Raw genomic sequence first — 24,674 nt, forward strand, 5'->3', positions numbered from 1 at the left:
TCCTCGGCCGTCGGGTCGGGAAGCCTTCGGCGCGCGCATCGAATCAACGGGAACCGTGATCGCACCTTTCGACTTCCCATACTTGTACGCTTCGCGGCCGTGGCCGTCTCTGCATCTACGGCCAGATAGCCAACACAAACGGCCAACATCAACACACGGATCCGGGCGCGGGCCGCCGACCTGCACATCCAGCGCGGCCGACGGCCAGACTGATCGCCTTCCGGCGCGCGACCGTGACCGGTAGACCACAGCAGGCCCCGTTTGTACACTCTCGGCCATGACCGCCTCCGCACATTCCGCCAGGAGGGCGCCGGAAACGGCCAGGGCCAGCCTGGTCGATGTGCGCCGAGGGGGGCAGGCCCTCGGCGGCAGCTACCTGTACGAGGGCGAGCGGCTCGTCACCGGCTGGCACTCACACGACCTGCACCAGATCGAGTACGCGGTCGCGGGCGTGGTCGAGGTGGAAACCGCCACCGCGCACTACCTGCTGCCGCCGCAGCAGGCCGCGTGGATTCCCGCCGGCCTCGAGCACCAGGCCACCATGAACACGGCGGTGCGGACGGTGTCGGTGATGTTCGACCCGCGGCTCGTCCCGCATCCCGGAGACCGCGCCCGCATCCTCGCGGTGGCCCCACTCATCCGCGAAATGATGATCTACGCCCTGCGGTGGCCGATCGCCCGGGCGGAGCACGACCCGGTGGCCGACGGCTTCTTCCAGACGCTCGGCCACCTCGTGTCCGAGGCACTCGACCACGAGGCGCCACTCAGCCTGCCGACCTCGACCGACCCGATCGTGTCGGCGGCCATGGCCTACACCCAGAACCATCTCGACTCGGTGACGGTCGGTGAGGTGAGCCGGGCCGTCGGCGTGTCCGAGCGGACGTTGCGCCGCCAGTTCCGCTCGACGCTCGGCCTGTCGTGGCGCAGCTACCTCCTCCAGGCCCGCCTGCTGCGCGCGATGGCGCTGTTCGCCGTGCCCGGGCAGTCGGTGCTGGAGGTCTCGACGGCCGTCGGCTTCGACAACGGCAGCGCGTTCGCCCGCGCGTTCTCCCAGTACTGCGGCGAGACGCCGTCGTCCTACCAACGGCGGATAAGCGCCGCGCCGCAACCATTGACCGTGTCCGGCACCGCGGCCGGGCAGCAGGCCTGACGACGCAGCTCCGGCACGCCCGACGGCTCCGGCCAGCCGGGGCGAAACCGAAAAGCCGGCAGCGCCTCCCGCATTTCACCCGGCCGCCCTGGCGACCGAGATGACGGCTATTCACGCCTCTCGCGCGCCCTTTTTGATTCCCGATCCGGGAGCATCCCAGATGCCGCGGCCCATTCGGCGCCAGACATCCCAAGTGCGACCTTGGGTTCGCATTCCGGCGGCGCTTCAACGCCATCCGAAGCAGCTGGGGTAGCGTTCGCTGCGCGCCTTCAGGCGCGTCAGGAAAACGACCACCGAGAAGGGGATCCAAAGAAAATGATCCAGCAGCAGGAGCAGCGTCAGATCGAGCAGCAGCGGCGCCAGGTGGAGCAGCAGCTGCGCCAGAACTGGCGGCAGCTGCGCTACCGCATCCTCGACCAGTTCGGCCAGGTCAGCACGGCGGACCTCGACGCCGCCACCAACATCAACGACCTCGTCGCCCGTATCGCGGACAAGACGAACCACAGCGAGCGGTACGTCGAGAACCGCCTGCGCGAGCTGTCCGGTGTCGCGGCCAACCAGGGCGGCCTGTTCGTCTGAATGGACTGTCCAGCGCATCTCGGCGCTGGACAGCCGGGCGATCGGCAGCGCCAGCCGTCCGGCACCCCGCGGTAGAGGAATGCCAGGCCGGTCAGGTCTCGGCACATCCTGGGGGAACGTGACGTAAGCCGGCACCCCGCCCGAACTTCGATCGCTACTCGGCGCGTGCTCTCACTCCGCCGCGCCGAGTAGTGACCGAAACTCGAGAAGATCGTCCATCAGCTTGATGTTCTCCGAGGTCCTCGGGAGCCGACGTAGTTCCTCGAGGATCACGTCCGTTTCCTCCACGGTGGGAACATCATTGATCGACTCGACCAGCCTGACGATGTCCGTCATGGGAATACCACCTCTCCCGCCGTTGTGACGCGGATGGGCCGACCCGGTACCACACGACCGGATGTCACGCAAACCAAGAGTCGCACACGGCGATTCACCGGAAGTTAAGCTCCGGGCTCCTTCCGTGTTAAATGCCCCTCTGGAACCGCTTCGGTACGGTGGGCTACATCTCGCCCGCAGTGCCAGAGCCGGTAGCGGCAGGCCGCTACCGGTCCGCTGGCCGCGCGCTACCTGCGCCAGGGACCCTCGTCGCACCCGGTTCACCCGGCCGTGTGATCCGCGGCGGCGTCCCGGTAGCCAGCGCCGAGAGCCCGCGGCCCGAGCGGCCCGCGCCAGAGAAAGGCTCCAGTTCATGCCCATCGATGTGTCGCAGTACGCCGGCGTCTCCGCGACCGACTACCTGCTCGAGCTCGTCGACCTGTTCGAGAACTCGAACATCGGAATCATGGTCACGGGCTTCGACGGAACCGTGCACCGGGCGAACCGGGCGCAACGCCGGATCGCGGACTGGCCCGACGCCAGCTCGTCGCCCTCCGGGCTGTCGGCCAGGGCGCTCCTGGACGCCGCGACCTGGGACCGGCTCACGGCCACCGCGGCCGACGGGTACGCGCTCCACAACGTGCCGGTCACGGTTCGTCGGGCCGACGGCTCGACCGCGGACTGCCTGCTCGACGTCAACGGCGAGCCGGACGGCGGCATGCTCCGCATCGTCACCCGGCCGGCGTTCCAGGCGTCCCTCCCGGGGCCCGAAGGCACCGACGCGTGGGAGTGGCACCGCCAGTGGAGCCAGGCCGATGTCACCCCGCTCGTCGAGCCGCTGGACGAGGCGGGCGTCCAGTCGCTGACGAAGGAGCTCGACGACCTCTTCGAGCTCCTTCCCGTCCCCGTCCACGCGATGGCCCGCACCGCCGAGGTGCGGCGGACCAACCAGGTTCACCTGCAGTTCCTGGGCTGCGAGGACGAGCCGGCGCGGTTCGTCGGCCAGAACCTCCTCACGATCTTCGCCGTCGAGGCCGACCTGGTGGCGATGGGCGATGCCATGACCGGCCAGAGCGGGATCCTCAACTTCCCGACCACGATCCACCGGCTCGACGGCTCGATCCTGCCGATGACCGTCTACTCGAGCATGGTGATGCGGGACGACGCCTTCGTCGGCACCCGCTGCTTCGTCTTCTTCGCCGACGCGTCGGACGCCCCCGACAGCGCACCGGCCGGCGAGCCTGCCTGAGAGCCGACCCGGCGGGGCCGATCGGTCGGGGCCCCTCAGGCGGGGCCCGTCAGGCGGGGTGGCCCGGTTCCATGTCGCGCACGTCCTGGAACCCCAGCTGGCGCAGCGGACCGTGGAACTCCCCCGCGACCGGATCGATCACGAACGCCGTGTGGTCACCGACCTCTGCGGTGGTCATCACTGGACCGGCGAACCAGGCACGCGGGCCCGCCAGCACCGGCATCCCGAACGGCCCACCCGACCAGCGACAGCGGGCGAACTTGTCGACCTCGTCGCCGGTGAGCTCGCCGAACAGCTCCGACAGCTCCCGGTCGGCGACGTCGAGGAGGTGCACGGCCAGGTGCGTCGCCCGCCGGGCCACGGCGAAGGTGTGGTTGCCGCGTGAGACGCAGACGAGGTAACGCGGCGGATCGATGCTGCACTGGGTGTGGAAGCCGACGAGGCAACCGCTGCGCTCACCGCCCGCCGCGGTGGTCACGATCGCCATCGGATAGCTGACGGCGCTCACCGCCTCGTGAAACGCGCTCGGTTCGACCATGGATCGCCCAGCTCCTCTCCTACCCGGGTACGGCATCCCCCGCCCAGGTGCGGCGTTCCCCGCCCCGCCCTGCCGGCCGCCGGGTCGCCCGGGTGCCTGGGACATTCCCAGAGATCAGCGCCTCATGCCCGTCCCGGCGGTCGCACGGCGAGCCCCGCCAGGCGCGCCCCGCGGCCGGGCAGCGCCGGCTGCCTTCCGGACCCCGGGCCGGGCCAGCTCGACGACCGGGGCGTCCCGATCGGGATCTGGTTCTGAGCCGTCCGCGAGCACGTGGCGTACCGTCGGGAACACTGTGGGCGTCGAGAACACGCTGGGCTCCGACAAGGCGATCCGGGCCGGCACGCCGCCACGGGCGGTGGTGATCGTGCACGACGTCACGGATGATGCCGCCGTGGCCGAGATCGGCAGCGTCGGCGACCGGCTGCGCCACCACGGCATCGACTTCACCCTCGTCACCTCCGGCTCACCGCCGCCCTCGCCGCGGTCGCTGGACCTGGTCGTGGTCATGGGCTCGGACAGGTCCGCCTACGACGACACCGTGTCCTGGCTGCCGTCCGAGCTCGCCTACCTACGGGCCGCGGTCGAGGCCGGGACACCGGTGCTCGGGATCTGTTTCGGCGGCCAGTTGCTCGCCCGCGCCCTCGGCGCCGCCGTGCGGCGGGCGCCGCGCCCCGAGCTCGGCTGGCGCTCGGTGACGACAGCGGCGCCGGATCTCGTCCCCGCGGGCCCATGGCTCGAGTTCCACTTCGACACCTTCGACGTCCCGCCCGGCGCCGAGGAGATCGCCTGGACCGCGGACGCCCCGCAGGCGTTCCGTTCCGGGCCGCACCTGGGCGTCCAGTTCCATCCCGAGATCACGCCGGCCAGTTTCGAGGGGTGGGTCCGCGGGTGGCGGGAGCAGGGGCTCGAGCCGTGGCTGCGCGGCCACGGCGTCGACGCCGCCGCCCTGCGCGCCGAGATCGCCACCCGGGCCGACGAGGCGCGGCACCGCTCGGACGCCCTGTTCGACGCCTTCTGGACGAGCGTCCGCACCACAGCCGACTCCAGACGGCCCCGGGCGAAGTGAGCCAGCCACCGTTCCCGGACGTCCCACCCGAGCAGGCCCGCGATACTGGACGGACGACGGATCCGGTGCGGCGGCCTGGAGGGGGCGGTGATGGCGGACGTCCCCCCGGGAGTCGAACCGCTGGAGGAGGGCGATCCGACCGAGATCGGCGGCTACGCGCTCGCCGGCCGGCTGGGCGTGGGCGGGATGGGCACCGTCTACTTCGATCACCCCGGTGCGGGCGACGCGACGTGGTCGGCTCCCGCCCCGGCGACCCGCCCGCTCGGCGCGGACCGTCTCACGCCGCCGAGCCGGGCCGCGCCGTTCCCGACGGCGGGTGGTCCCGATCCCGGCCGGAGTCTCCCGCCCGCTCCGGTCGCCGGCCCGGGCACCTGGCACCTGGCACCCGGGCTGGTCCCCCCAGGGCACGCTCGTCTTCGTCAAGGACGACAGCGCCGGCGACTTCTTCGCCGCCACCGGACACAGGCCGCGACCGCGGCGGCGTCGGGAACCCGAATAGTGATCACCGTCGGTAGAGCGGCATTGTGCTGCGGCCAGCAGCACAATGCCGAACGCGCGGGCCTGAGTCAGGACGGAGCTCGGCGGGGGGGGGGGGGGGGGGGGGGGGGCGGCGCGCCCCCCCCCCCCCCCCCCCCCCGCCCACGGTCCGCCGCTGCGCGATCGGGCTGCTCGGGCTCGGCTCGGTGCCCAGGCGTGCGGCCGCGGCCGAGCTTTCCGTCACGGGCCTGCCGGTCGCCAAGGTGAACGCCGCGGAGCTGGGCGAGCGGGCCATGGCCGGGCTTGAGGACGTCCCCGCCGACCTGCACGGGTCGGATTCCTACCGGACCCGGGTCGGGGCCGCGATGGTGGCCCGGGCCTGGGAGTCGGCCACTGCGGAGGCACTCGATGGGTGAGCGACCGGTCCAGCTGACGGTGAACGGCCGGCAGGTTCGGCACACCGCAGAGCCCCGTCTCACCCTCGCCGACTTCCTGCGCGAGCGGTGCGGGCTGACGGGCACCCATCTCGGGTGCGAGCACGGCGCGTGCGGCGCCTGCACCGTTCTGGTGGACGGGCTCGCCGTCCGCGCCTGCCTGATGTTCGCGGTGCAGGCGGACGGGGCGGAGGTGACGACCGTCGAGGGCATCGCGGTGGACGGTGAGCTCTCACCCGTCCAGGCGGCGCTGCGGGAGTGTCACGGGCTGCAGTGCGGCTTCTGCACCCCGGGTTTCGTCATTTCCATCACCGCGCTGCTGCGCGACATCCCGAGCCCGTCGGACGAGGAGATCCGCGAGGGCCTGTCGGGGAACTACTGCCGCTGCACCGGCTACCAGGGAATCCTCGAGGCGGTGCGCCGCGCCGCGGCCACCGGTGCGACCAGCGCGGACGGTTAGCGCCGGGGCCGTCCCGCGCGCCGGATCAGCCACAGGGCGACGACGAGCACCGCTGCGACCGGCGCCACCCGCTTCGCCACGGGCACGGCGATCGTCCCGAGCAGGTTCACCGGGACGGGCTCCTGGCCGCGCGCCTCCGCGCGGGCGGCTGTGATGTCCCCGCCGGCCGGGCGCGGAGCGGGGCGCGTGGCAGCTTCCTGATGAGGCGCGGGAACGTCCGCCGCGGCCACGGGAGTCACGGCCACGGGAGTGTCGTCGGCCGCGGCAACGGGTGCGGCCACGGGAATGTCGTCAGGTGCTGAGTCGGGTACGGAGGCGGGGGCCGCGGAGAGGACGTTGCTCTCCAGGCACTGGACGAACTGCCGGAGCAGCTTGGCGCTCACGTCGGCGAGCACGCCGCGGCCGAACTGCGCGGCCTTGCCGGAGATGGTGAGGTCGGTGGAGAGCCGGACGGCGGTCGCGTCGCCGTCCTCGGTGAGGGTGGCGGTGATGACCGCGCTGGCGTTGCCCTGGCCGCGGGTCTCGCGGCCGTCAGCCCTGATCACGGCCCGGTGGGCGGCGTGGTCCTTCTCCTGGAAGGTGGCCTTGCCCTTGTACTGGGCGGTGATCGGCCCGACCTTCACCTTGACCGCGCCGCGGTACTCCTCGCCCTCGACCGACAACAGCTCGGCGCCCGGCATGCACGGTGCGATCAGTTCGAGGTCGGTCAGCACGTCCCATGCCCGGTCGATCGGCACGGCGACCCGGAACTCGTTGGTCAGCTCCACTGCTTATGTCCTCACGGTGTCGGCGCCGCGGACGACCGGCGCGCGTTCTCCAGCAGCGAGACGATCGTCGCGGGGCTGGCGGGCAAACTTGTGATCTTCACGCCGAACGGGGCCAGCGCGTCGGCTACGGCGTTGACGACCGCCGGGGCCGAGCCGATCGCGCCGCCCTCGCCGACCCCCTTGTAGCCTCCCGGGCCGGGCGCGGGGGTCTCCAGGTGGCCGTACTCGATCGTCGGGACCTCGGTGGTCGTCGGGAGGAGGTAGTCGACGAACGTCGAGGCGAGCGGGTTGCCGTCGGGGTCGTAGGCGAGGTTCTCCAGCAGGGCGCCGCCGATGCCCTGCACGGTTCCGCCGGCGATCTGCCCCTCGACGACGTTCGGGTTGATCATCGGGCCGACGTCCTCGCCGACGATGTGGCGCAGCAGCGTGACCTTGCCCGTGACGACGTCGACCTCGCAGGTGCAGATGTGCGTCGCGTTGGCCCACAGGATGGGGCTCTGGGCGGAGTAGCGGGCGGTCGCCTCCAGCCCGGCGGACATGCCCGGCGGGAGCGCGCCCGGCTGGAAGTAGGCCAGGTTGGCGAGCTCGGCGTAGTCGACGCCGAGGGTCGGGGTGCCGCGCACGCTGGCCCGGCCGTGCGCGAGCTCGATGTCCTCCTCGGCCGCCTCGAGCTTGTGGGCCGCCAGCGCCACGATCTTCTCGCGCAGGATGCCCGCCGTCTGCGCCACGGCGCCGGCCGTCATCGAGCCGCTGCGGCTGCCGGCGGTGCCGGCGCCGAACGGCGTGACCGCCGTGTCGCCCTGGATCGTGGCGACCTGGTCGAGGTCGACGCCCAGCGCGTCGGCGGTCAGCTGCACCACCGTCGTCTCGATGCTGTTGCCGGTCGAGCCGCCGGCCACATAGACGTTCACCGCGCCGGACGGCTCGATGCGGATCGTGGCGCCCTCGGTGGCGTAGTACCCCATCCCGGTCGAGGTGGGCTCCACATAGCTGCAGGTACCGACCCCGAGGTAGCGGCCGGCCGCGCGGGCCTCGTGCTGCTCGCGGCGGAACGCCCCGTAGTCGAGCATCTCCAGCGCGAGGTCGAAGGTCTCCCGCGGGGACATGTGGTCGTAGGGCATCCCGCACGGGTTCACGTACGGCATGTCGGCCAGGCCGAGCAGGTTGCGCCGGCGCAGCGCGACCGGGTCGAGGCCCATCTGCCGGGCGGCGATGTCGAGGAGCACCTCGCGGGCCATCGACTCGAACTGCCAGGGGCCCCGGTAGGCCGTCCGGCCGCTGGTGTTCGAGAACAGCGAGACCGTCGACCAGGTGGCCTGGGGGATCCGGTACGGGCCCGGAAAGATCATCCCGACGGCCGCGGACGTCCCGACCGGCCACGGGCTGGGGTAGGAGCCGACGTCCTGGGCGTGGTCGATGTGGGCGGCGAGGATCTCGCCGTCGGCGGCGAACGCCATCCGTGCCCGGCCGTGCTCGTGGCGGGCCTGGCCGGCCGACATCAGGTTCTCGCGCCGGTCCTCGATCCACTTGATCGCGGCGGGGACCTTGCGGGCCGCCAGCATGACGCACATGTCCTCGCGCAGCGGGATGACCTTCTGGCCGAAGCCGCCGCCGGTGTCGCGCATGATGACCCGGACGCGCTGCTCGGGCAGGCCGAGCAGCCGGGCGCAGAACGCCCGGACCTCGTGCGGGGCCTGCGTCGCAGCCCAGATCGTGAGCTCACCGGCGGACCACTCGACGACCAGCCCGCGGGTCTCGATCGGCACCGCGGCATAGCCCTGCTGGTAGATGGTCTCGTCGGCGACGTGCGCCGCGGCGGCGAAGACCTCCTCGGCCGCGGCCGGCGGCGGGCCGCCCATCCTCCCGGCGACGTTGCCGGGGTAGGCCTCGTGCACCAGGGCGTCCGCCGTCTCGGCGTCGCGGTAGTCGGCGACGGCGGGCAGCGGGTCGTAGTCGACCTCGACCAGCTCGGTCGCGTCCTCGGCGATGTACCGACTCTCGGCGATCACCAGGGCGACCGGGTCGCCGACGAAGCGGACCTCGTCCGAGGCGAGCGCCGGCCGGGGCGTGTCCGGGATGTCCTTGCCCATCGCGGTGTACCACTGCTCGCGGATGTCCGGGTTGAGATCGGCGGCGAGGAACACGGCGTGGACACCGGGGAGGTCCAGCGCGGCCGAGATGTCGACATGGGTGACGCGGGCGTGGGCGAACGGGCTGCGCACGAAGCAGGCGTGCAGCATGCCCGGCCGCCGGACGTCGTCCACGAACGTGCCGTGCCCGGTGAGCAGGCGCCCGTCCTCCACCCGCTGGACCCGGGTGCCCGCATAACGCGCCGCGGTGGTCTCGAGCATGAGCACCTGCTCCGTTCGTGCGCCGGACGGCCGGGCTACCGCGTACGTCACAGATGCCGCGTACGTCACAGATGCCGCCGGCGCACGACTCTAGCCGTCCGGGCCCGACGATGTTGGGCGACCGCTCAGGAGGGCGCGTCCGCGGCGGTGCCGGCCGCGGACGGGCGGGAACCGGGCCAGCGCCGTACATCCTCCGGGGTGTCGAGGTCGGCGGGATCACCCGGGACCGGCACCTCGTCGACCAGATCCGGGTGCGCGGCGAGGAATCGGCGCGCACCCTCGTCGGCACCGGCGAGCGCGATCGCCTCGCGCCACAGCCGCGGCGCCATGACGATCGGATGTCCGCGCCGGCCGCCGTAGCGGCCGACGGCGACCCGGCCCGGCCGCCAGGCCGTCAGGACGGCGCGCACCGCGTCCGCGCCGATCCCGGGGGTGTCGACCAGCAGCACCGCGACCGCGTCCACCCCCGCCGCACCGGCAGTGGGCACCGGACCGCGGGCGCGGTCCAGCGCGAGTGTGAGCGAGCTGCGCTGCCCGCGGCCGGGGTCAGGGTTCACCACGACGTCCGCGCCTGGAACGGCCGTGCCGTCCCGGACCACCGTGATGATCCAGTGGCAGCCGGCGTCCCGCGCGGCGGCCACCGCGCGGTCCACCAGTCGCGCCCCGCCCACGACGAGCTCGGCCTTCGGCGCGCCCATCCGGCTGCCGCCGCCCGCCGCGAGCACGGCCGCGACGATCCGGGCCGGTGCGTGTCCGGTCATGCCGGCCAGTCTGGTCCCGTCGGTCAGTCTGGTCCCGCCCGCGTGGCGGGAACCGGGCCGGGACGGTGGTCATACTCGCCGTCATGCCGTTACGTGACTTCGCCGACCCGGCGGCGGTGGCCGGTGCCCTCGACGCGGCCGGGTACGTGCCGGACGAGGGCGTCGCCACCGCCGCGTTCCTCGCCCTGCGGATGGGCCGGCCGCTGTTAGTGGAGGGCGACCCCGGCGTCGGCAAGACCGCGCTGGCACACGCACTGGCCACGATCTGCCAGGCCCGCCTGATTCGCCTGCAGTGCTACGAGGGCATCGACGTGAGCCAGGCGCTCTACGACTGGGACTTCCCGCGTCAGGTCCTCCACCTGCGTGCCGCCGCCGGCAGCGCGGACCCGGGCGAGATCGAGGCCTCGCTGTACGACCGCCGATTCCTGATCGCCCGCCCGGTGCTGCAGGCACTCGAACAGAGCCCCGCCGTCCTGCTCGTCGACGAGATCGACCGCGCCGACGACGAGTTCGAGGCGTTCCTGCTCGAGGTGCTCGCCGAGGGCTCGGTGACGGTCCCGGAGATCGGCACGATCCGGGCGGACGTCCCGCCGCTGACGGTGATCACCTCGAACCGGACCCGCGAGGTGCACGACGCGCTGAAGCGCCGCTGCCTCTACCTGTGGCTGGACCATCCGGACTTCGCCCGGGAGGTGGAGATCGTCCGGCGCCGGGTGCCGGGCGCGGCGCGCCAGCTCGTCGCGGACGTCGCCCGGGCCACCGCGCGGCTGCGGGAGGCGGGCCTGCTCAAGCCGCCCGGCATCGCCGAGACGATCGACTGGGCGCTGGCCCTGCACACCCTCGGCCGCTCCCGCCTCGACGGAGAGGCGGCGCGGATGACGCTGGGCGCGGTGCTGAAGTACCGGGAGGACATCGTCCGCGCAGAGCGGGAACTGGGCGAGATCGTCGGCGGGCTGGCGTGAACGCGCGGCCGCCCGCCGCGGGTCCGTCCGCCGCGGGTCCGCTCGCCGAACCGGACCCGCTGGTCGCCCTGACCGGGTTCGCCCGCGCGCTGCGCGGCGCCGGCGCGGCGGCGGACGTGAGCCGGGTCGCAACGGCGGTGCAGGCACTCACCCACCTCGATCCCACCAGCGCCGCCGACGTGTACTGGGCCGGTCGCCTGGCGCTGTGCGCCGAACCGGACGACCTGCCGCGCTACGACGCGCTGTTCGACGAGTGGTTCCGCGGGCGCCTCGACGGGCTGCCCGGGGAGGCCGCCGCCGGGGCCGTCGCGCCGTCGTCGCGGGCGGTGCGGGTCTGGCCGTCCAGCGGCGCCGGCACCGCGCGCGACGACGGTGACGACAGCCCGGCCGACCCGCTCCCCGTCGGCGCGAGCGACGTCGAGCTGCTGCGCCGCCGCGACGTCGCGGACCTCAGCCCGGCGGAGCGGGCCGAGATCGACCGGCTCGTCGGCCTGCTCGCCCCCCGGGCCGGGTCCCGTCCCAGCCGCCGGCGCCGGCCCGGCGGGAACCGCGGGCTCGACCCGCGCCGCACCGTGCGCGCCATGCTGCGCGACGGCGGCGAGCCCGGTGAGCTCGTCCGCGCGCGCCCGCGGGTACGGCCCCGGCGGCTGGTGTTCCTCGTCGACGTCAGCGGTTCCATGAGCCCCTACGCCGACGTGATGCTGCGCTTCGCGCACGCCGCCGTCCGGGTCGCCCCGTTCGCCACCGAGGTGTTCACCTGCGGGACCAGGCTGACGCGACTCACCCGTCCGCTGCGGCTGCGGGACGCGGGGGAGGCCCTGCGGGCGGCCGGTGAGGCGATTCCCGACTGGAGCGGCGGCACCCGCCTCGGCGAGTCGCTGCGCGCCTTCCTCGACCTGTGGGGGCAGCGGGGCACCGCCCGCCAGGCGGTCGTGGTGATCGTGTCCGACGGGTGGGAGCGCGGCGACGTCACCCTGCTCGCCGAGCAGATGGCCCGGCTGGCCCGGCTCGCGCACCGGGTCCTCTGGGTGAACCCGCACACCGGCCGGGACGGGTTCACGCCGACCGCCGCAGGCATGTCCGCGGCGCTTCCCCACGTGGACGACCTGCTGGCCGGGCATACGTTCCAGGCACTGCGAGGACTTGCCGAGGTGATCTCCGATGCGTGACGTGCTCCCCGACCTCGAGAGCTGGTGGCAGGCGGGGGAGACCGTGGGCCTGGCGACGGTCGTCGGCACCTGGAAGTCGGCCCCGCGCCAGCCGGGCGCGGCGATGGCTGTCACCCCGGACGGCTCGGTCGTGGGCAGTGTCTCGGGCGGCTGCGTCGAGGGGGCCGTGTACGACCTGGCCGAGCAGTGCCGCGCGACGTCCGTCCCCGTCCTGCAGCGCTACGGGGTCAGTGACGACGACGCGTTCGCGGTGGGCCTCACCTGCGGGGGCATCATCGACGTCTTCGTCGAGGCGGTGAGCCGGCGGACGTTCCCCGAGCTCGGCGGGATCCTCGCCGACGTCCGGGACGGCCGGCCGGTCGCGGTCGCGACGCTGGTCAGCGGGGTGGGCACCAGCCCCGTCGGGTCCCGCCTCGTCATCCGGCCGGGCTCCGTCGAGGGCACCCTCGGCAGCGCGCGGTTCGACACAGCCGTCCGCGACGACGCGCGCGGGATGCTGGAGCAGGGCCGGACGGGCATCGTCCGCTACGGCCCGGACGGCGAGCGGCGCGGTGACGACAGCGCCGTCTTCGTCGCCTCCTACGCGCCGCGGCCGCGGCTGATCGTCTTCGGTGCCATCGACTTCGCCGCCGCGCTGGCCAGGGTGGGCGCCTTCCTCGGCTACCGGGTGACCGTGTGCGACGCACGGGCGACGTTCGCCACCCGCAAGCGGTTCCCCGAGGCCGACGAGGTGGTCGTCGACTGGCCGCACCGCTACCTCGCCGCGACGGCGGTGGACGAGCGCACGACCGTCTGCGTCCTCACCCACGATCCGAAGTTCGACGTGCCGCTCCTGGAGGTCGCGCTGCGCCGGCCGCTGGCCTACCTCGGCGTCATGGGCTCGCGCCGCACCAACGCCGACCGCGCGCGGCGGCTGCGGGAGCTCGGCTTCTCCGACGCCGACCTGGCCCGCCTGCACGCGCCCATCGGCCTGGACATCGGGGGGCGCACACCGGAGGAGACCGCGATCTCCATCGCCGCGGAGATCATCGCGACGCGGCACGGGGGATCGGGCGCCCAGCTACGGCAGCTGTCCGGCCCTATCCACCATGACCTGCCCGCGCCGGCCGGTGACCCATCCGCGCCGGCCGGTGACCCATCCGCGCCGGCCGGTGACGTGCGGGCATCGGCCCATGACGGCTGAACGTCGCGTGCCGATCGCACGGATCTGATTCCTGTTACTCTCCGGCCGTGCTGTTCGCCTTACGCTTCGACTTCCGTAATCCGGACCTCGCCGGTACGACCATGGCCGACCGTTACGCGGCGGCCCTCGACATGGCCGAGTGGGCTGACCAGCTGGGCTGCGTGACCATCGCGGTCTCGGAGCACCACGGCTCGCCGGACGGCTACCTTCCCAGCCCGATCCCGATGCTCGCGGCGATGGCCGCGCGCACCACGAAGGTGCGTTTCCGTATCGCGGCGCTCATCGCACCGTTTCACGACCCGCTGCGCCTCGCCGAGGACATGATCTTCCTCGACAACATCAGCAAGGGTCGCGTCGACCTGATCGTCGCGGGCGGGTACGTCCGCGAGGAGTTCGCCCTGTTCGACGTCCCGATGTCCGAACGCGGGCGCCGGGTGACCGAGACGGTGACGACCCTCAAGGCCGCGTTCACCGGCGAGCCGTTCGAGTACCGCGGCCGGACGGTCCACCTCACCCCGGGTCCGTTCCGCCCCGGCGGCCCGCAGATCTCGCTCGGTGGCAGCAGCGAGCCGGCCGCCCGCCGTGCCGCGCGCATCGCCGACGGCTTCGTCCCCTCGGTGCCGGAGGTCTGGGAGTTCTACCGCGACGAGGTCCAGAAGCTCGGCCGGCCCGATCCCGGGCAGAGCCCGATCGGCGCCAACCAGGTCGTCGCGCTCGCCGAGGACGCCGACGAGGGCTGGAAGCGGATGTCGCCGTTCTTCCTCCACGAGACGAACGCCTACGGCGTCTGGCAGGCCCAGAACAACGCGGTCTCTCCGTACCGCACGGCTGCCGATGCCGACCATCTCCGCACGACCGGGCAGTACCGGGTGCTGACGCCCGAGCAGTTCGTGGCCGAGCAGAAGGCGGCGCCCTTCCCGTTCGCCCAGCTCCACCCGCTGTGCGGGGGAATGCCGCCCGAGTCGGCGTGGGACAGCCTGCGCCTGTTCGAGCGCGAGGTTCTGCCGGCCTTCCGCTGATCCGTCGCCCCGTCTGATCTGTACCTGTCTGATCCGCGCCCGTCGGCGGTCGACGCCGCTTCTGGCCGCTGGCGGACCGTGCTGATCCCTGGTTCCCGAATGCTGATGCCCGAAGCCCGGACCGGCTTCGGGCATCAGCATTTCGGGCCCGTGGAACCCCGGGTTCGCGATTCCAGCCGGCGTTCGTGTTCGCGGGCCGGCGGCCCGCGCGGTCAGATCCCCGGATCGGCCGGGTCCACCCGTACGACGCGGAAGTCGGCGCCGACGATCCGCCCGTACATCTCGGCTGACATCGGGCCGGGGAACGTCCCGACGACGGAGGTCGGGGACCCGGCGTCGTCGACGAGCACGACGGCGTAGGCGCTGGGTGCCGCCCACTTCCCGCGCACGGCGTGCCGCCAGCTCTCCTCGGACGGGGGGTGCAGGGGGCTCGGCGTCGTCACGCCGGCCTCGCTCTGCGGAAAATGAATTTAACTTCTTTAAATGAATCTAATGCCACTCTGTCGGCCTCGACGAGGTCGGCCTCGACGAGTCGGCGCCCCTTTGTCATGTATCGCTCCGGTCCGGGCGGTGTTCCTGCTGGATGGCGTCCCCTCTCCCTTCGACCAACGGTCCACCATGACGGGCGATCAGGCGAGGGTGTGAGTGGCGTCATACTGCAGGCATGCGGAGGAAGGGACACAGAGCCACCGGCGCGTCGAATGCGGCACGGTCAACGGGCCGGTCCGGTATGGCACGATCGGCACGGGAGATCAGCGGACGAATTGTGGCGGCCCTGGTGGCCGGCGCCTCGCCCGCGTGGGTGTGACAACAGTCAGACCAGCTGGAATCGGTCGGCGACGAACCAGAACCGAGGACCCCGGGTAGACGATGTGAAGCACATACAACCTTGTCTCGCCAAGTTGTTGGGCGCAATCGTCCAGCGCAGGAAGGCCGCCGGGCTCAGCCAGGCCCAGCTGGCCAACCGGGTGCGTTACCAACCGAGTTACCTCTCGAAGGCCGAGCGCGGCCTGCTGGGCGTGCCGTCGCAGTCGCTCGTGGCCGCGATCGACGCGGAGCTGAACGCCGGCGGCGCGCTCGTCGAGCTGCGCCGTCACGCGTGGCTGGAGGACAAGGGCGGTCAGGCGGGCGTCATCTGGCGGGGAGTCCCGGAGGAGGTGGACATCACGGATCGCCGACAGCTCATCGTCGGGGGCGGCGCCGTCGCGGTCGGGCCGGCGGCGGCCGCGGCCCTGCCGGCCGTGCCAGCACTGTCCGACGCACCGGCATCGTCGGGCGCGTCGGCCGTTCCCGCGCCCAGGTCCGGAGCGGCCGGGCCCCCGGCACCGAGCCGGATCGACCTGTCGGGGCGGTGGTGGACGTCCTGGCAGACCTTCCGGGACGGCGAGGAGATCCGCTCCTCGCAGGAGGTCAGCGTGGAGCAGGCCGGCGAGGTCCTCCACATCGAGGCGGTCTCGCGCGGGCTGGCCCTGGAGGAGGGCGGCTACCTCTGGTCGGGCGAGCTGCGCGTCTTCGACAACGAGATCGTCATGGGGTGGTACGTGGCGGTCGACGGCCCGGTGCGGTCGAAGGGCACGCTGTTCCTCTCGCTGCACCCGCACGGTGACCGGCTCACCGGCCGCTGGGTCGGCCTCAGCTTCGACGGCCTGTTCATCGAGGGGTGGGGAGCGATGGCTCGTTCGGAGGAGGCCACCGTGACCCTGATCGACCGCCTCAAGAAACAGTTTCCGAAGGTGGCGTGACGGCCGCTGGAACCGGCGAGCCGGAGCCGCGTGGAGGACCTCGGTGCGGCGGTCGTCGCCCTCCGGCCGGAGGACGCGACCGCCGTCACCGAGATCATCTTCCGCATCCGCTCGCCGAGTGTCTCAGCGCGTCGCGCGGATGGACTCCCGCAGCGAGGTCAGCGTGGCGGCGATGGCCGTCGGCTCGTAGCCGCAGTGGGCCATGCAGTTCTCGCAGCGGGGGTCGCGGCCGCGGCCGTACGACTCCCAGTCGGTCGTGTCGAGAAGCTCCTTATAGCTCGACGCGTATCCGTCACCCATCAGGTAGCACGGCTTCTGCCAGCCGTAGAGGGAGTACGACGGAATTCCCCACGCGGTGCAGGGGAAGTCGACCTTGCCCTCGAGGAAGTCGAGGAACAGCGGCGAGTGCTGGATGCGCCAGCGCTTGCGCCGGCCGTCGGCGAACGCCTTGCGGAAAAGCTCCTGAGTCTCCTTGACGCCCAGGAACTTGTCCTGCTCAGGGGCCTTCTCGTAGGCGTAGGCCGGCGAGAGCATCATGCCGTCGACATTGAGGTCGTTGTTCAGGAAGTCCAGCACTTCGATGACGGTTTGCGGGGTGTCGGTGTTGAAGAACGTGGTGTTCGTCGTCACCCGGAATCCGCGGTCCTGCGCGTCCTTGATCGCGTCGACGGCCTGGGCGAAGACGCCCTTCTTCGCCACGGACTCGTCGTGGCGGTCCTCGAGCCCGTCGATGTGCACCGCGAGCGACAGGTACGGCGAGGGCTTCAGCTTGTCGATCTTGCGCGGGAGCAGCACCGCGTTCGTGCAGAGGTAGATGAACTTCTTGCGCTTGACCAGGCCTTCCACGATCTGCTCGATCTGTGGGTGCATCAGCGGCTCGCCACCCGCCAGACACACGACGGGCGCGCCGCACTCGTCGACGGCGGCGAGCGCCTGCTCGACCGGCATGCGCTGCTTGAGGACGTCCGCGGGGTGCTGGATCTTGCCGCAGCCCTCGCAGGAGAGGTTGCACGCGAACAGCGGTTCCAGCTCGAGCGTGATCGGGAACTTGTCTCGACGTGCGATTTTCTGCTTCAGCAGATAGGCACCGATCTTGATCGCCTGACGCCGCGGAATGCTCATATTCACCCTTCCGGTGTTGATCTACGTTCGCCTGGTGGGTGGTGGAGTCGCGATGCCGTACCGCTCCCCTAAGTCTAAGGAGGCGCCTTATCTAGTTCTTGGGAAAATTCTTCGATGAGAGCTACTTAACCGGCTGGCCGAGATCTTTTTCCGGTCAACTATGTCGCCACCAGCCCGTTTACCGAAGCGAGATGCGATTTTCACGTACCCGCCGGCTACCGCGGTCTCACATCGAACTGGACCTTTGGGCCCGCCTTAGGTCATCGTCAAGGGCACAACGCCCGTCGAGGCGGCGGACGTCCGACTGCTCGCGCACGCACCCGTGAAAGCCGTTGCCCGGCCAGTCAGGCCCGGCGAAGCAGGTCGGAGCCACGACCGTAACCCGGTGGGCGGAAATGCGCCGCGCCCGAACGTGCCGGGTCATCGGGCGGGCGGGTCACCGTGCCATCCGGTACCGGGACGCGGGCGGGCCGTCGGATGCCGCCACCGGACTGAAGACCCCGGTCACGCGGTACGTCTCGGCGGGCACCGGCACCGGGCCCGGTCCCGGGACGCGGAATCGTCCCGGCGCGGCCTCGGGGCGCCGATACCAGTACGGGGGCGCCCGGCGGAGCCGGTCCCGGCGGCCGGCGGGGGCGATCGACGTGTATGCGGGGGAGCAGACGCTCGGCCGCGACCTCCCGGCCTGGGGGAGACGAAGGAGCCCGCGGGCGCAGAGGGAGTGGAACGCGCGGAGGAGACGGGGGCGCAGAGGCAGCCGAGGAGACGGCGGAGATCGCGTGGGCGCGGGCGGTGCGCGGCCACGTGCGGCCGGCCCGGTCGCGCGGGCCGGCGGGTTCCGTTCGCCGGCTTGGGCGTCGGTGCCGTCGAGGTGGTGTGCACCGGTGGTGATCACGGTGCCGGGCGCGGTGCGCCTGATCGTCCAGTGCTGGAGCCGGGGTGGCTTCGTAGCCGACGCGATCCGGCGGGTGCCGGGCGGCGCTGTCAGGAACCGTTGTCAGGAACCGCTGTCGGGGACCGTTGTCGGGCGGCGTCATCGGGAACCGGTGCCGGTCAGCGTCGTTGGGGGCCGGCACCGGCGCGCTCGTGGTTCGGCCCCGCCGCGGGAGCGCCGTCCCGGGCGGACCGTGCCGGCGGCGGCCGACCACGAGCTGGCGGACGTCACATGTCGAGGCGTGACTCGATGGTGCGCAACCGGTGGCGGGCCATCGCCAGGTTCGCGCGGCTCTTGTCCAGCACCAGGTACAGGAACAGGCCGCGCCCAGTGTGGCTGCTCAGAAGCCTGATCAGGTGGTACTGCCGACCGAGGGTGATGAGGATGTCCTCGATGGTGTCCTGCAGGCCGAGGCTCTCCATCGTGCGGATCTTCGCCCGGACGACCTCGGTGTTCCCGGCGGCCGCGATCTCCAGGTCGAAGTTATGGATGTTGCTCAGCTTGCCGAGCGTCATCCCACTCGTGAAGTCGACGAGGGCGACCCCGGTCGCCCCCTCGATCTCCAGCGATTCCTTCAGTGCAACGTCGACGCTGTTCATGTCGCCTCCCACGTGATCATCAACTTCTTCCAGGGCAGCCAGGTCACTGCCTTCGTCGTTGGCGGATCGGTCCGCTCGTGCAAACCACCAGGTCCCGAGCCTTATCCGCATTTCGCCCCACCTGAAAATGGGGGCACTCTCCGGGTCGTCGAGCGCCATGTCGTGGCGGCCCTCTCTCCCGGAAATGCCAACTCACAGGTGCCTGTCAGGGCCATCTCACCAGGGTTCGGGCAGATCTGACCCGTGCATTGGTGGAGCACTTCGCACGGTGATCGGCTGACTAGGCAATTAGAGCGTCGCGAGTGCATGAATTGAGAGGTCCGTGGGATTGTCTACCTGAATTCGTATAACCGCAGGTCAAGACAGGTGCCGAGCCCCAGGAGCAGGCCGCGCCGGCGGGACGGGCACGCGACCCGGCCGATTCGTCACGCGGCCGCGGTGGTCTCGGCCCGGCCGCACCGCCCCGAAGCCCCCACGTGGCAGGCGATCCACCATCGTTCCGTGGACGGCCCTCCGGTCCTACGGCCCACAACCGGGAGCCGCCCACGATGCCACGAGCCACACCGAGCACGCGTTCAGAGCAGAACGTGTGCTCAGGGCGGAACGTGTACTCAGAGCTGAGCGAGCTGCTTGGCGATCGTCTCCACATCGGAGTAGGTCACACCGATCAGCCCGACCTGCTTCCAGCGTAGTACGCCGTTCGCATCCACGAGGAACACCGACCGGCGTAGTCCGAGTCCTGGCAGGGAGATGCCATACTGCTTGACGACCGTGCGGTCGTCGTCCGCGAGCAGGGGAAAGCTGAGAGAATACGAACGGGCGAAGGCTTCGTGGCTGTCGAGGTCCTGCGGGCTGATTCCCCAGACCAGGGCCCCGAGGTCACGGAACACCTCGATGCCGGCGGCGTAGGAACACATCTGCTTCGTGCAGACCGGAGTGTTGTCACCCGGGTAGAAGGCGAGGACGACCGGGTGGCCCCGCTCCCCGGAGAGGGTGAACTCGGACCGGGTGGCCTCCTCACCGGTCAGCGTCAGGCCGGGCAGCGTGAAGTCGGGCGCCGGCTGGCCGATCGCGGGCGTCGCCATCTCAGGCCACCCCCCACTCGCGGCCGAGCGACCCGCCGGGCATGACACGGCGGCCCGGGTCACGGGGGCAGCCGGGGTGAACCCGCCTGGTGGGATCGTCGAGAAGACTCGACATCTGGCTCCTTCCGGGTGCGCCGCGGCGGGGACCGGTCACGTGCGCCGGGTCGCTGGACCCGCGCCCGTGGTGGATGACGGCCAAGCCGTGGATGGCTGAATTAGGTAACCGTACCGGTGGCGTAAAGCGCCGTGTCACGTTTTCGGCTGTTTCGGTCACCTTTCCGCCCACCCGCGGGCCGCGGGTGGGCGGGGCATCCGAGCCCCGGGCGGGCGTGGGATCTGAAGTGTGGCGACTGAGAGAGTCCATGGTGTCACTCGGTCGCCACACTTCTGTCCGGTGCCGGTGCCGGTGCCGGGAGGTCCGGTGTAGGGGTGGGCGGTGTACGGCGGCGTGGTCTGGACATTGTTCTTTTATTGAGGGACCAAGGGCCCTGGTCTGCGGCGATGGTCCCGGCTTCCGGGAATCGGAGTCCGCGTGGCCTTCCGTGCCGCGATGATGGTCGGTCGGGATTGCAGGCCTGTGGCGCCACTCCGAGCGAAGGCCTGCCCACCCAGGTCCGGCTCGTATCGAGTCGCCAATGTGCTGGTAAAACGAATGGCTGGAATTTCCGGTTACACGGAACGCATACTGCACGGTCCTGGGTCTTCCGTCGGCGGCTGCGTCGTCGGGTGGCTCTGCGACACGTGGTCGGCGGCCCCGGATCCTCCAGCTGATCGACCTGCGTTCCGTCGGGTTCCGTAGCGCGCGGAATGGTGGAGGACGACCTCTTCAGCGGTGAAGGAAGGATCGGTTCCTGACACGGTGGCACCGTCGCCGAGCGACTTCTTTCACACCCGCTGGCCGCCTCTGTCGACTACTGTGAGTCACATGGCGCGCTGGTAGCTCGCGTCCAACGCCCCGCGCTCGCGGCCCCGCCATGCCCTCCCGCGGTAGCCGAGCCGCGGAGCCGCCGCGGTTCCGTGGAACCGCGGAATCGCAGCTCCGTAGTCCTGCCACGCCGCTGGGTCACGTAGCGCCGTAGCGCCGTAGCGCCGAGCAGGCGACGCGCTCGGCGGTACGGCGGAATGGCTGGTTCAGAAGGTGACGGGTTGCGGAACGCCGCCGCTGCGGGCCAGGAGCACGTCGAGGTCGTAGTCGTACCAGCGGCGCAGCGGCCGCGGCGATGCCGAGCGGCCCCACTCGTACATCTGGCGCTGCGCGTCGAACGAGCCGTCGTGCCACCTGCGTAGGACGTCGCCCAGGCGCAGCGGCTCGGGCAGGAAGGCGGCGGTGCCGAGCAGGTCCGCGAGGCGTCCGACCGCCTCGGTGGGTGTCGCCTGGCCCTGGTCCACCTCGTCCATCACACCGTCGAGCCGGCGGAACAGGTCCTGGAACTCGGGCAGGTCCGGGCAGAAGGTGCCGGGGAAGGGGGCGTCGAAGAGCCGGTCGAACAGCGCCGGGTCGCCCCGCTCGAGGAAGCCGAAGTAGGTGCCGACGATCCGCGAGATGCCCAGGTTCCAGGCCATGAACCACACCTTGGACCAGGCCCGCCACAGGTCGAAGTCCCGGAAGGACGTGTACGAGCCGGCCACCAGCCGGTCGTTCACGTCGAGGATCGTCTGGTTGAGCTGGTCGATGGAGGCGAAGCGCTCGGCCGAGAGGTCGCCGTCGGCGAGGGCGTCCATGAGCATGGGCGCGAAGGCGTAGATGACCTGCATGGTGTTCGCCATGCCGCGGGAGAACAGCGCGTCGATGGCGCCGGCGGCGTGGCTCATCATGGTCCAGCGGTCACCCACCGTCCGGGTGCTGGAGTACTGGGTGCGCCCGGTGGACACCCAGTCCCAGGTGGGCCGGGCGGCGGCGAACTGGCGCGCCACGCTGGGGAAACGGTCCAGGTAGGTCTGCCACTCCTCGCCGGCGGTGATGCCGGGCTGCTTCGGGAAGCGGCGGGTGTCGAGGTTGAGGCCGACGCTGCACAGCGGGTTGGTGGCGCTCTGGTGGTTGTCGAACGGGATCACCCAGAGCCACCCGCCGTCGAAGATGTGGTGCAGCGTCCCCTGGTGCCACGGCGACGGTTGTCCGCTGGGCCGGGTCACCTCGTCGAACGGGGTGACCCCGACCATGTGGGTGAACAGCGTCCGCGAGTGTGTCTTGAACCGGCAGGGGTCCTCGCGCAGGCCGTACTGGTTGGCCAGCACCGAGTTCCGCCCGGAGGCGTCGACGACGTAGCGGACCCGGATCCGCTCGCCGGCCCGCGTCGTCAGGGTGGCCGCGTCGTCGGCGATCTCTACATGGTCGACGAAGGTCCGCTGCCGCGGGTGGGCGCCGTGGCGCACCGCGGAGTAGAAGAGGTAGGAGTCGATGTCCTGGCGGTGCATGTGCATCTCAGGGCCGTTCGGGAACTCCGAGACACTGCACTGCGTGACCTCCTCCGGGTCCTGGACCTCCCCCTCCCGGTGGTAGACGAAGCCGAAATTGCGTTTCACGCCGCACGCGGACGAGACGTGCTGCCGGACGCCCTCGAAGCTGCTGACATGGCCGAGCTCGGGGACGTCGAAACGTTGCGCGAGAAGTTTCAGCAGATAGGTCGTCTCGCCGATCGTCGATTCCCCGAGTGCGAATCGCGGGTGTGTTCCACTGTCGATGAGTACCACACTGTGACCGTGGCGGGCGAGGATGTTGGCCAGGGTCGAGCCGGCGATGCCGCTGCCGAGAATGGCAACCGAATAGTCGTACTCGCTCATTGCGTGACTCCTTGTACGCCGCTATCGGAGATGATCAGCGGGTCTCGCTCCGCTTGCGGGCTCTCGAGATCCCCCGATCCCTTCACAATCGCGTACTGAACCACTTATCCGTCCGTTGGTCTAGATAAACGCAATATAAACTCGGATGGACGGGCAATTCTCCTGATATCGTTTGATATAGAGTTTTTGCTCCGATATCTACTGGTTAAGGCAAATGCCCGGAATCGTCCGCTGGGCAGGGTCGTCGGCGGGCCCGTCCCGGCGCGGCGGCGGCCGGCGGGCTGCCACGCTGGTGGCATGGATGTGGCATGGATGCGGTGACGCTGTCGGTGGTGTCCAGTGCGCTGGGCGGCATCGCCGAGGAGATGGGGACGCTGCTCGTCCGGAGCGCGTACTCGTCCAACATCAAGGAGCGGCGCGACTGCTCGGCGGCGATCTTCGACGTGGACGCCCGGATGATCGCTCAGGCCGCCCACGTGCCGGTGCACCTGGGCGCCATGTACGAGTCGGTCCGGGTGGTCGCCGAGCGCGGGCCGCTGCCTGGTGACGTGTGGGTGCTCAACGACCCGTTCTCCGGCGGGAACCACCTGCCCGACGTCACGCTGATCTCCCCGCTCGCGTTCGACGGCGAGGTGGTCGGCTACGCGGCCACCCGGGCGCACCACTCCGACATGGGCGGGATGCGTCCCGGGTCGATGCCCGCGGACTCCACCGAGATCTTCGCCGAGGGCCTGATCATCCCGCCGGTCCGGCTCGTCCGGGCGGGGCGCTGGGAGGAGGACCTTCTCGACCTCATCTGCGCGAACTCGCGGACGCCCGACCTGCGCCGCGGTGACCTGCGCGCGCAGGCGGCGGCGAACGGGCTGGCCGCCACCCGGCTGGCCGAGCTCGCGCGCCGGCACGGCACCGGGCTCGTCCTGGAGTCGTTCGCCGAGGTACTCCGCTACGGCGAGCGGCGCAGCCGGGCGGTGATCGCGCGGCTGCCCGACGGCGTCCACCGGGTGGAGAGCGAGCTCGAGGGCGACGGTGTCGACGACCGGGACATAGCGCTGCGGGTCGCGGTGACCATCGAGGGCGACGGCATCACCGTCGACTTCACCGGCACGTCACCGGCGGTGCGCGGCAACGTCAACTGCCCGCGCGCCGTGACCCGCTCCGCGTGCTGTTTCGCGCTGCGGGTGCTGCTGCCCGACGACGTCCCGACCGGCGACGGCACCTACGCCCCGCTGACCGTGGTGACCGAGCCCGGTTCGCTGGTCGACGCGCAACGCCCGTCCGCCGTCGTGGCGGGCAACGTGGAGACATCGCAGCGCATCGCCGACACGGTGCTGGCGGCTCTGCGGCTGGCGGTCGGCGCCGGGTCGGACGTCCTGGCGGCGCCCGGGCAGGGGACGATGAACAATCTGGTGATCGGCGGCGCGACCTGGACGTACTACGAGACGCTGGGCGGGGGGCAGGGCGCGTCCGCCCGCGGCCGTGGCCCCTCCGGGGTGCACGTGGGGATGACGAACACGCTGAACACCCCGATCGAGGCGCTCGAGCTGGAGTACCCGATGCGGGTGGAGCGCTACGAGCTGGCCGACGGCACGGGTGGGCCCGGCAGGCATCCGGGCGGGGACGGCCTCGTGCGCTCGGTGCGGGTGCTGGAGCCGGCGACGCTGTCCGTCCTGACCGACCGGCGGCGGCACGCGCCCGGTGGGGTGGCGGGCGGTGGGCCCGGCGCGGTCGGGCACAACGATGTTGACGGTGTTCCGCTCCCGCCGAAGGCGAGCCGGCAGCTCCCTGCCGGGTCGGTCGTCACTCTGCGCACACCGGGCGGTGGCGGATGGGGCCCGCCGCCGTAGTTCCTCGGGATCGACATCATCACGCAGGGTGTACGTCTGGCTGTCGATCGTTATCTGGACGGCCACACGCCCACCTTCGCGCGCGTG

Annotated in this window: 22 protein-coding genes; 12 read left to right on the forward strand and 10 right to left on the reverse strand. The window is 71.4% G+C overall.

Features of this window, described 5'->3' with window-relative positions:
* The first annotated feature begins 277 nt into the window (after positions 1-277).
* Together MXD62_RS00125 and MXD62_RS00130 are read left to right on the forward strand one after the other, a co-directional pair.
* A complete protein-coding gene (locus MXD62_RS00125; protein ID WP_248827452.1) occupies positions 278-1,150 on the forward strand; it encodes a helix-turn-helix transcriptional regulator in 873 nt (290 codons plus the stop codon).
* Positions 1,151-1,465: 315 nt separating this feature from the next.
* The gene (locus MXD62_RS00130; RefSeq protein WP_071066869.1) at positions 1,466-1,729 is read left to right on the forward strand and encodes a hypothetical protein; all 264 of its coding nucleotides are present in this window, start codon (positions 1,466-1,468) and stop codon (positions 1,727-1,729) included.
* A 171-nt stretch (positions 1,730-1,900) separates the two neighbouring features.
* Here the strand turns inward: MXD62_RS00130 and MXD62_RS00135 are convergent, their stop codons facing one another.
* Positions 1,901-2,065, reverse strand: a complete 165-nt coding sequence (locus tag MXD62_RS00135) for a hypothetical protein (RefSeq protein ID WP_020459997.1) — start codon at positions 2,063-2,065, stop codon at positions 1,901-1,903.
* Positions 2,066-2,417: 352 nt separating this feature from the next.
* On the opposite strand from MXD62_RS00135, the gene MXD62_RS00140 reads away from it, so the two are divergent.
* Complete coding sequence (locus tag MXD62_RS00140) at positions 2,418-3,293, forward strand: hypothetical protein (RefSeq protein WP_248827453.1); 876 nt, start codon at positions 2,418-2,420, stop codon at positions 3,291-3,293.
* Positions 3,294-3,342: 49 nt separating this feature from the next.
* On the opposite strand, the gene MXD62_RS00145 is transcribed toward MXD62_RS00140, so the two are convergent.
* Positions 3,343-3,831, reverse strand: a complete 489-nt coding sequence (locus MXD62_RS00145) for a flavin reductase family protein (protein WP_248827454.1) — start codon at positions 3,829-3,831, stop codon at positions 3,343-3,345.
* A gap of 292 nt (positions 3,832-4,123) precedes the next feature.
* Here MXD62_RS00145 and MXD62_RS00150 point away from each other — a divergent pair, with 292 nt between their 5' ends.
* From MXD62_RS00150 to MXD62_RS00160, 3 genes are all read left to right on the forward strand, one after another.
* Positions 4,124-4,897, forward strand: a complete 774-nt coding sequence (locus MXD62_RS00150) for a type 1 glutamine amidotransferase (RefSeq protein ID WP_248827455.1) — start codon at positions 4,124-4,126, stop codon at positions 4,895-4,897.
* Between the two features lie 524 nt (positions 4,898-5,421).
* Complete coding sequence (locus MXD62_RS39025; RefSeq protein ID WP_308301176.1) at positions 5,422-5,790, forward strand: hypothetical protein; 369 nt, start codon at positions 5,422-5,424, stop codon at positions 5,788-5,790.
* Positions 5,783-6,268 carry a (2Fe-2S)-binding protein gene (locus MXD62_RS00160; RefSeq protein ID WP_248827457.1) on the forward strand — a complete coding sequence of 162 codons (486 nt, stop codon included), beginning with the start codon at positions 5,783-5,785 and terminating at the stop codon, positions 6,266-6,268. Before MXD62_RS39025 ends, MXD62_RS00160 begins: the two co-directional genes overlap by 8 nt.
* Here the strand turns inward: MXD62_RS00160 and MXD62_RS00165 are convergent.
* The 3 genes from MXD62_RS00165 to MXD62_RS00175 form a co-directional block, all read right to left on the reverse strand.
* A complete protein-coding gene (locus MXD62_RS00165; protein ID WP_248827458.1) occupies positions 6,265-7,035 on the reverse strand; it encodes an SRPBCC family protein in 771 nt (256 codons plus the stop codon). The two genes, MXD62_RS00160 and MXD62_RS00165, sit on opposite strands and share 4 nt — an antisense overlap.
* Before the next feature lie 11 nt (positions 7,036-7,046).
* Positions 7,047-9,386, reverse strand: coding sequence for a xanthine dehydrogenase family protein molybdopterin-binding subunit (locus tag MXD62_RS00170; protein WP_248827459.1), 2,340 nt, complete (start codon positions 9,384-9,386; stop codon positions 7,047-7,049).
* Positions 9,387-9,511: 125 nt separating this feature from the next.
* Positions 9,512-10,147: an NTP transferase domain-containing protein gene (locus MXD62_RS00175; protein WP_248827460.1), complete on the reverse strand. Its 636-nt coding sequence runs from the start codon at positions 10,145-10,147 to the stop codon at positions 9,512-9,514.
* An 83-nt stretch (positions 10,148-10,230) separates the two neighbouring features.
* On the opposite strand from MXD62_RS00175, the gene MXD62_RS00180 reads away from it, so the two are divergent.
* Genes MXD62_RS00180 through MXD62_RS00195 form a run of 4 tightly spaced genes read left to right on the forward strand, consistent with a single transcriptional unit; the run spans position 10,231 to position 14,480 of the window.
* Entirely contained in the window at positions 10,231-11,109 is an 879-nt protein-coding gene (locus MXD62_RS00180) for a MoxR family ATPase (RefSeq protein WP_248827461.1), read from the forward strand.
* Positions 11,106-12,278: a VWA domain-containing protein gene (locus tag MXD62_RS00185; RefSeq protein WP_248827462.1), complete on the forward strand. Its 1,173-nt coding sequence runs from the start codon at positions 11,106-11,108 to the stop codon at positions 12,276-12,278. The genes MXD62_RS00180 and MXD62_RS00185 overlap by 4 nt, the downstream gene beginning before the upstream one ends.
* Positions 12,271-13,461 carry an XdhC/CoxI family protein gene (locus MXD62_RS00190; protein WP_248827463.1) on the forward strand — a complete coding sequence of 397 codons (1,191 nt, stop codon included), beginning with the start codon at positions 12,271-12,273 and terminating at the stop codon, positions 13,459-13,461. Before MXD62_RS00185 ends, MXD62_RS00190 begins: the two co-directional genes overlap by 8 nt.
* A 47-nt stretch (positions 13,462-13,508) precedes the next feature.
* Complete coding sequence (locus tag MXD62_RS00195; RefSeq protein WP_248827464.1) at positions 13,509-14,480, forward strand: LLM class flavin-dependent oxidoreductase; 972 nt, start codon at positions 13,509-13,511, stop codon at positions 14,478-14,480.
* 212 nt (positions 14,481-14,692) lie between these two features.
* Here MXD62_RS00195 and MXD62_RS00200 read toward each other — a convergent pair whose 3' ends face one another.
* Positions 14,693-14,923: a hypothetical protein gene (locus tag MXD62_RS00200; RefSeq protein WP_248827465.1), complete on the reverse strand. Its 231-nt coding sequence runs from the start codon at positions 14,921-14,923 to the stop codon at positions 14,693-14,695.
* A 429-nt stretch (positions 14,924-15,352) separates the two neighbouring features.
* Here MXD62_RS00200 and MXD62_RS00205 point away from each other — a divergent pair, with 429 nt between their 5' ends.
* Positions 15,353-16,222 carry a helix-turn-helix transcriptional regulator gene (locus MXD62_RS00205; protein WP_248827466.1) on the forward strand — a complete coding sequence of 290 codons (870 nt, stop codon included), beginning with the start codon at positions 15,353-15,355 and terminating at the stop codon, positions 16,220-16,222.
* A 123-nt stretch (positions 16,223-16,345) separates the two neighbouring features.
* Here MXD62_RS00205 and hpnH read toward each other — a convergent pair whose 3' ends face one another.
* From hpnH to MXD62_RS00225, 4 genes are all read right to left on the reverse strand, one after another.
* Positions 16,346-17,344, reverse strand: coding sequence for an adenosyl-hopene transferase HpnH (gene hpnH, locus MXD62_RS00210; protein ID WP_248827467.1), 999 nt, complete (start codon positions 17,342-17,344; stop codon positions 16,346-16,348).
* Positions 17,345-18,505: 1,161 nt separating this feature from the next.
* Positions 18,506-18,877, reverse strand: a complete 372-nt coding sequence (locus MXD62_RS00215; protein ID WP_020463613.1) for a hypothetical protein — start codon at positions 18,875-18,877, stop codon at positions 18,506-18,508.
* 611 nt (positions 18,878-19,488) lie between these two features.
* The gene (locus MXD62_RS00220; RefSeq protein WP_248827468.1) at positions 19,489-19,962 is read right to left on the reverse strand and encodes a peroxiredoxin; all 474 of its coding nucleotides are present in this window, start codon (positions 19,960-19,962) and stop codon (positions 19,489-19,491) included.
* 1,131 nt (positions 19,963-21,093) lie between these two features.
* Entirely contained in the window at positions 21,094-22,743 is a 1,650-nt protein-coding gene (locus MXD62_RS00225) for an NAD(P)/FAD-dependent oxidoreductase (protein WP_248827469.1), read from the reverse strand.
* Between the two features lie 308 nt (positions 22,744-23,051).
* Between MXD62_RS00225 and MXD62_RS00230 the strand changes: the two genes are divergently transcribed.
* Complete coding sequence (locus MXD62_RS00230; protein ID WP_248827470.1) at positions 23,052-24,587, forward strand: hydantoinase B/oxoprolinase family protein; 1,536 nt, start codon at positions 23,052-23,054, stop codon at positions 24,585-24,587.
* Positions 24,588-24,674 lie beyond the last annotated feature (87 nt).

This window comes from Frankia sp. Mgl5 (assembly GCF_023242985.1).
GTDB classification, from domain to species: domain Bacteria; phylum Actinomycetota; class Actinomycetes; order Frankiales; family Frankiaceae; genus Parafrankia; species Parafrankia soli.

Bases quoted from the DNA above. Each gene is read 5' to 3' on its own strand.
- MXD62_RS00140 (WP_248827453.1), top strand. From the start codon at position 2,418: ATGCCCATCGATGTGTCGCAGTACGCCGGCGTCTCCGCGACCGACTAC.
- MXD62_RS00175 (WP_248827460.1), bottom strand. From the start codon at position 10,147: ATGACCGGACACGCACCGGCCCGGATCGTCGCGGCCGTGCTCGCGGCG.
- MXD62_RS00180 (WP_248827461.1), top strand. From the start codon at position 10,231: ATGCCGTTACGTGACTTCGCCGACCCGGCGGCGGTGGCCGGTGCCCTC.
- MXD62_RS00135 (WP_020459997.1), bottom strand. From the start codon at position 2,065: ATGACGGACATCGTCAGGCTGGTCGAGTCGATCAATGATGTTCCCACC.
- MXD62_RS00125 (WP_248827452.1), top strand. From the start codon at position 278: ATGACCGCCTCCGCACATTCCGCCAGGAGGGCGCCGGAAACGGCCAGG.
- MXD62_RS00160 (WP_248827457.1), top strand. From the start codon at position 5,783: ATGGGTGAGCGACCGGTCCAGCTGACGGTGAACGGCCGGCAGGTTCGG.
- MXD62_RS00190 (WP_248827463.1), top strand. From the start codon at position 12,271: ATGCGTGACGTGCTCCCCGACCTCGAGAGCTGGTGGCAGGCGGGGGAG.
- MXD62_RS00220 (WP_248827468.1), bottom strand. From the start codon at position 19,962: ATGGCGACGCCCGCGATCGGCCAGCCGGCGCCCGACTTCACGCTGCCC.
- MXD62_RS00215 (WP_020463613.1), bottom strand. From the start codon at position 18,877: ATGAACAGCGTCGACGTTGCACTGAAGGAATCGCTGGAGATCGAGGGG.
- MXD62_RS00170 (WP_248827459.1), bottom strand. From the start codon at position 9,386: ATGCTCGAGACCACCGCGGCGCGTTATGCGGGCACCCGGGTCCAGCGG.
- MXD62_RS00230 (WP_248827470.1), top strand. From the start codon at position 23,052: ATGGATGCGGTGACGCTGTCGGTGGTGTCCAGTGCGCTGGGCGGCATC.
- MXD62_RS00225 (WP_248827469.1), bottom strand. From the start codon at position 22,743: ATGAGCGAGTACGACTATTCGGTTGCCATTCTCGGCAGCGGCATCGCC.
- hpnH (WP_248827467.1), bottom strand. From the start codon at position 17,344: ATGAGCATTCCGCGGCGTCAGGCGATCAAGATCGGTGCCTATCTGCTG.
- MXD62_RS00145 (WP_248827454.1), bottom strand. From the start codon at position 3,831: ATGGTCGAACCGAGCGCGTTTCACGAGGCGGTGAGCGCCGTCAGCTAT.
- MXD62_RS00130 (WP_071066869.1), top strand. From the start codon at position 1,466: ATGATCCAGCAGCAGGAGCAGCGTCAGATCGAGCAGCAGCGGCGCCAG.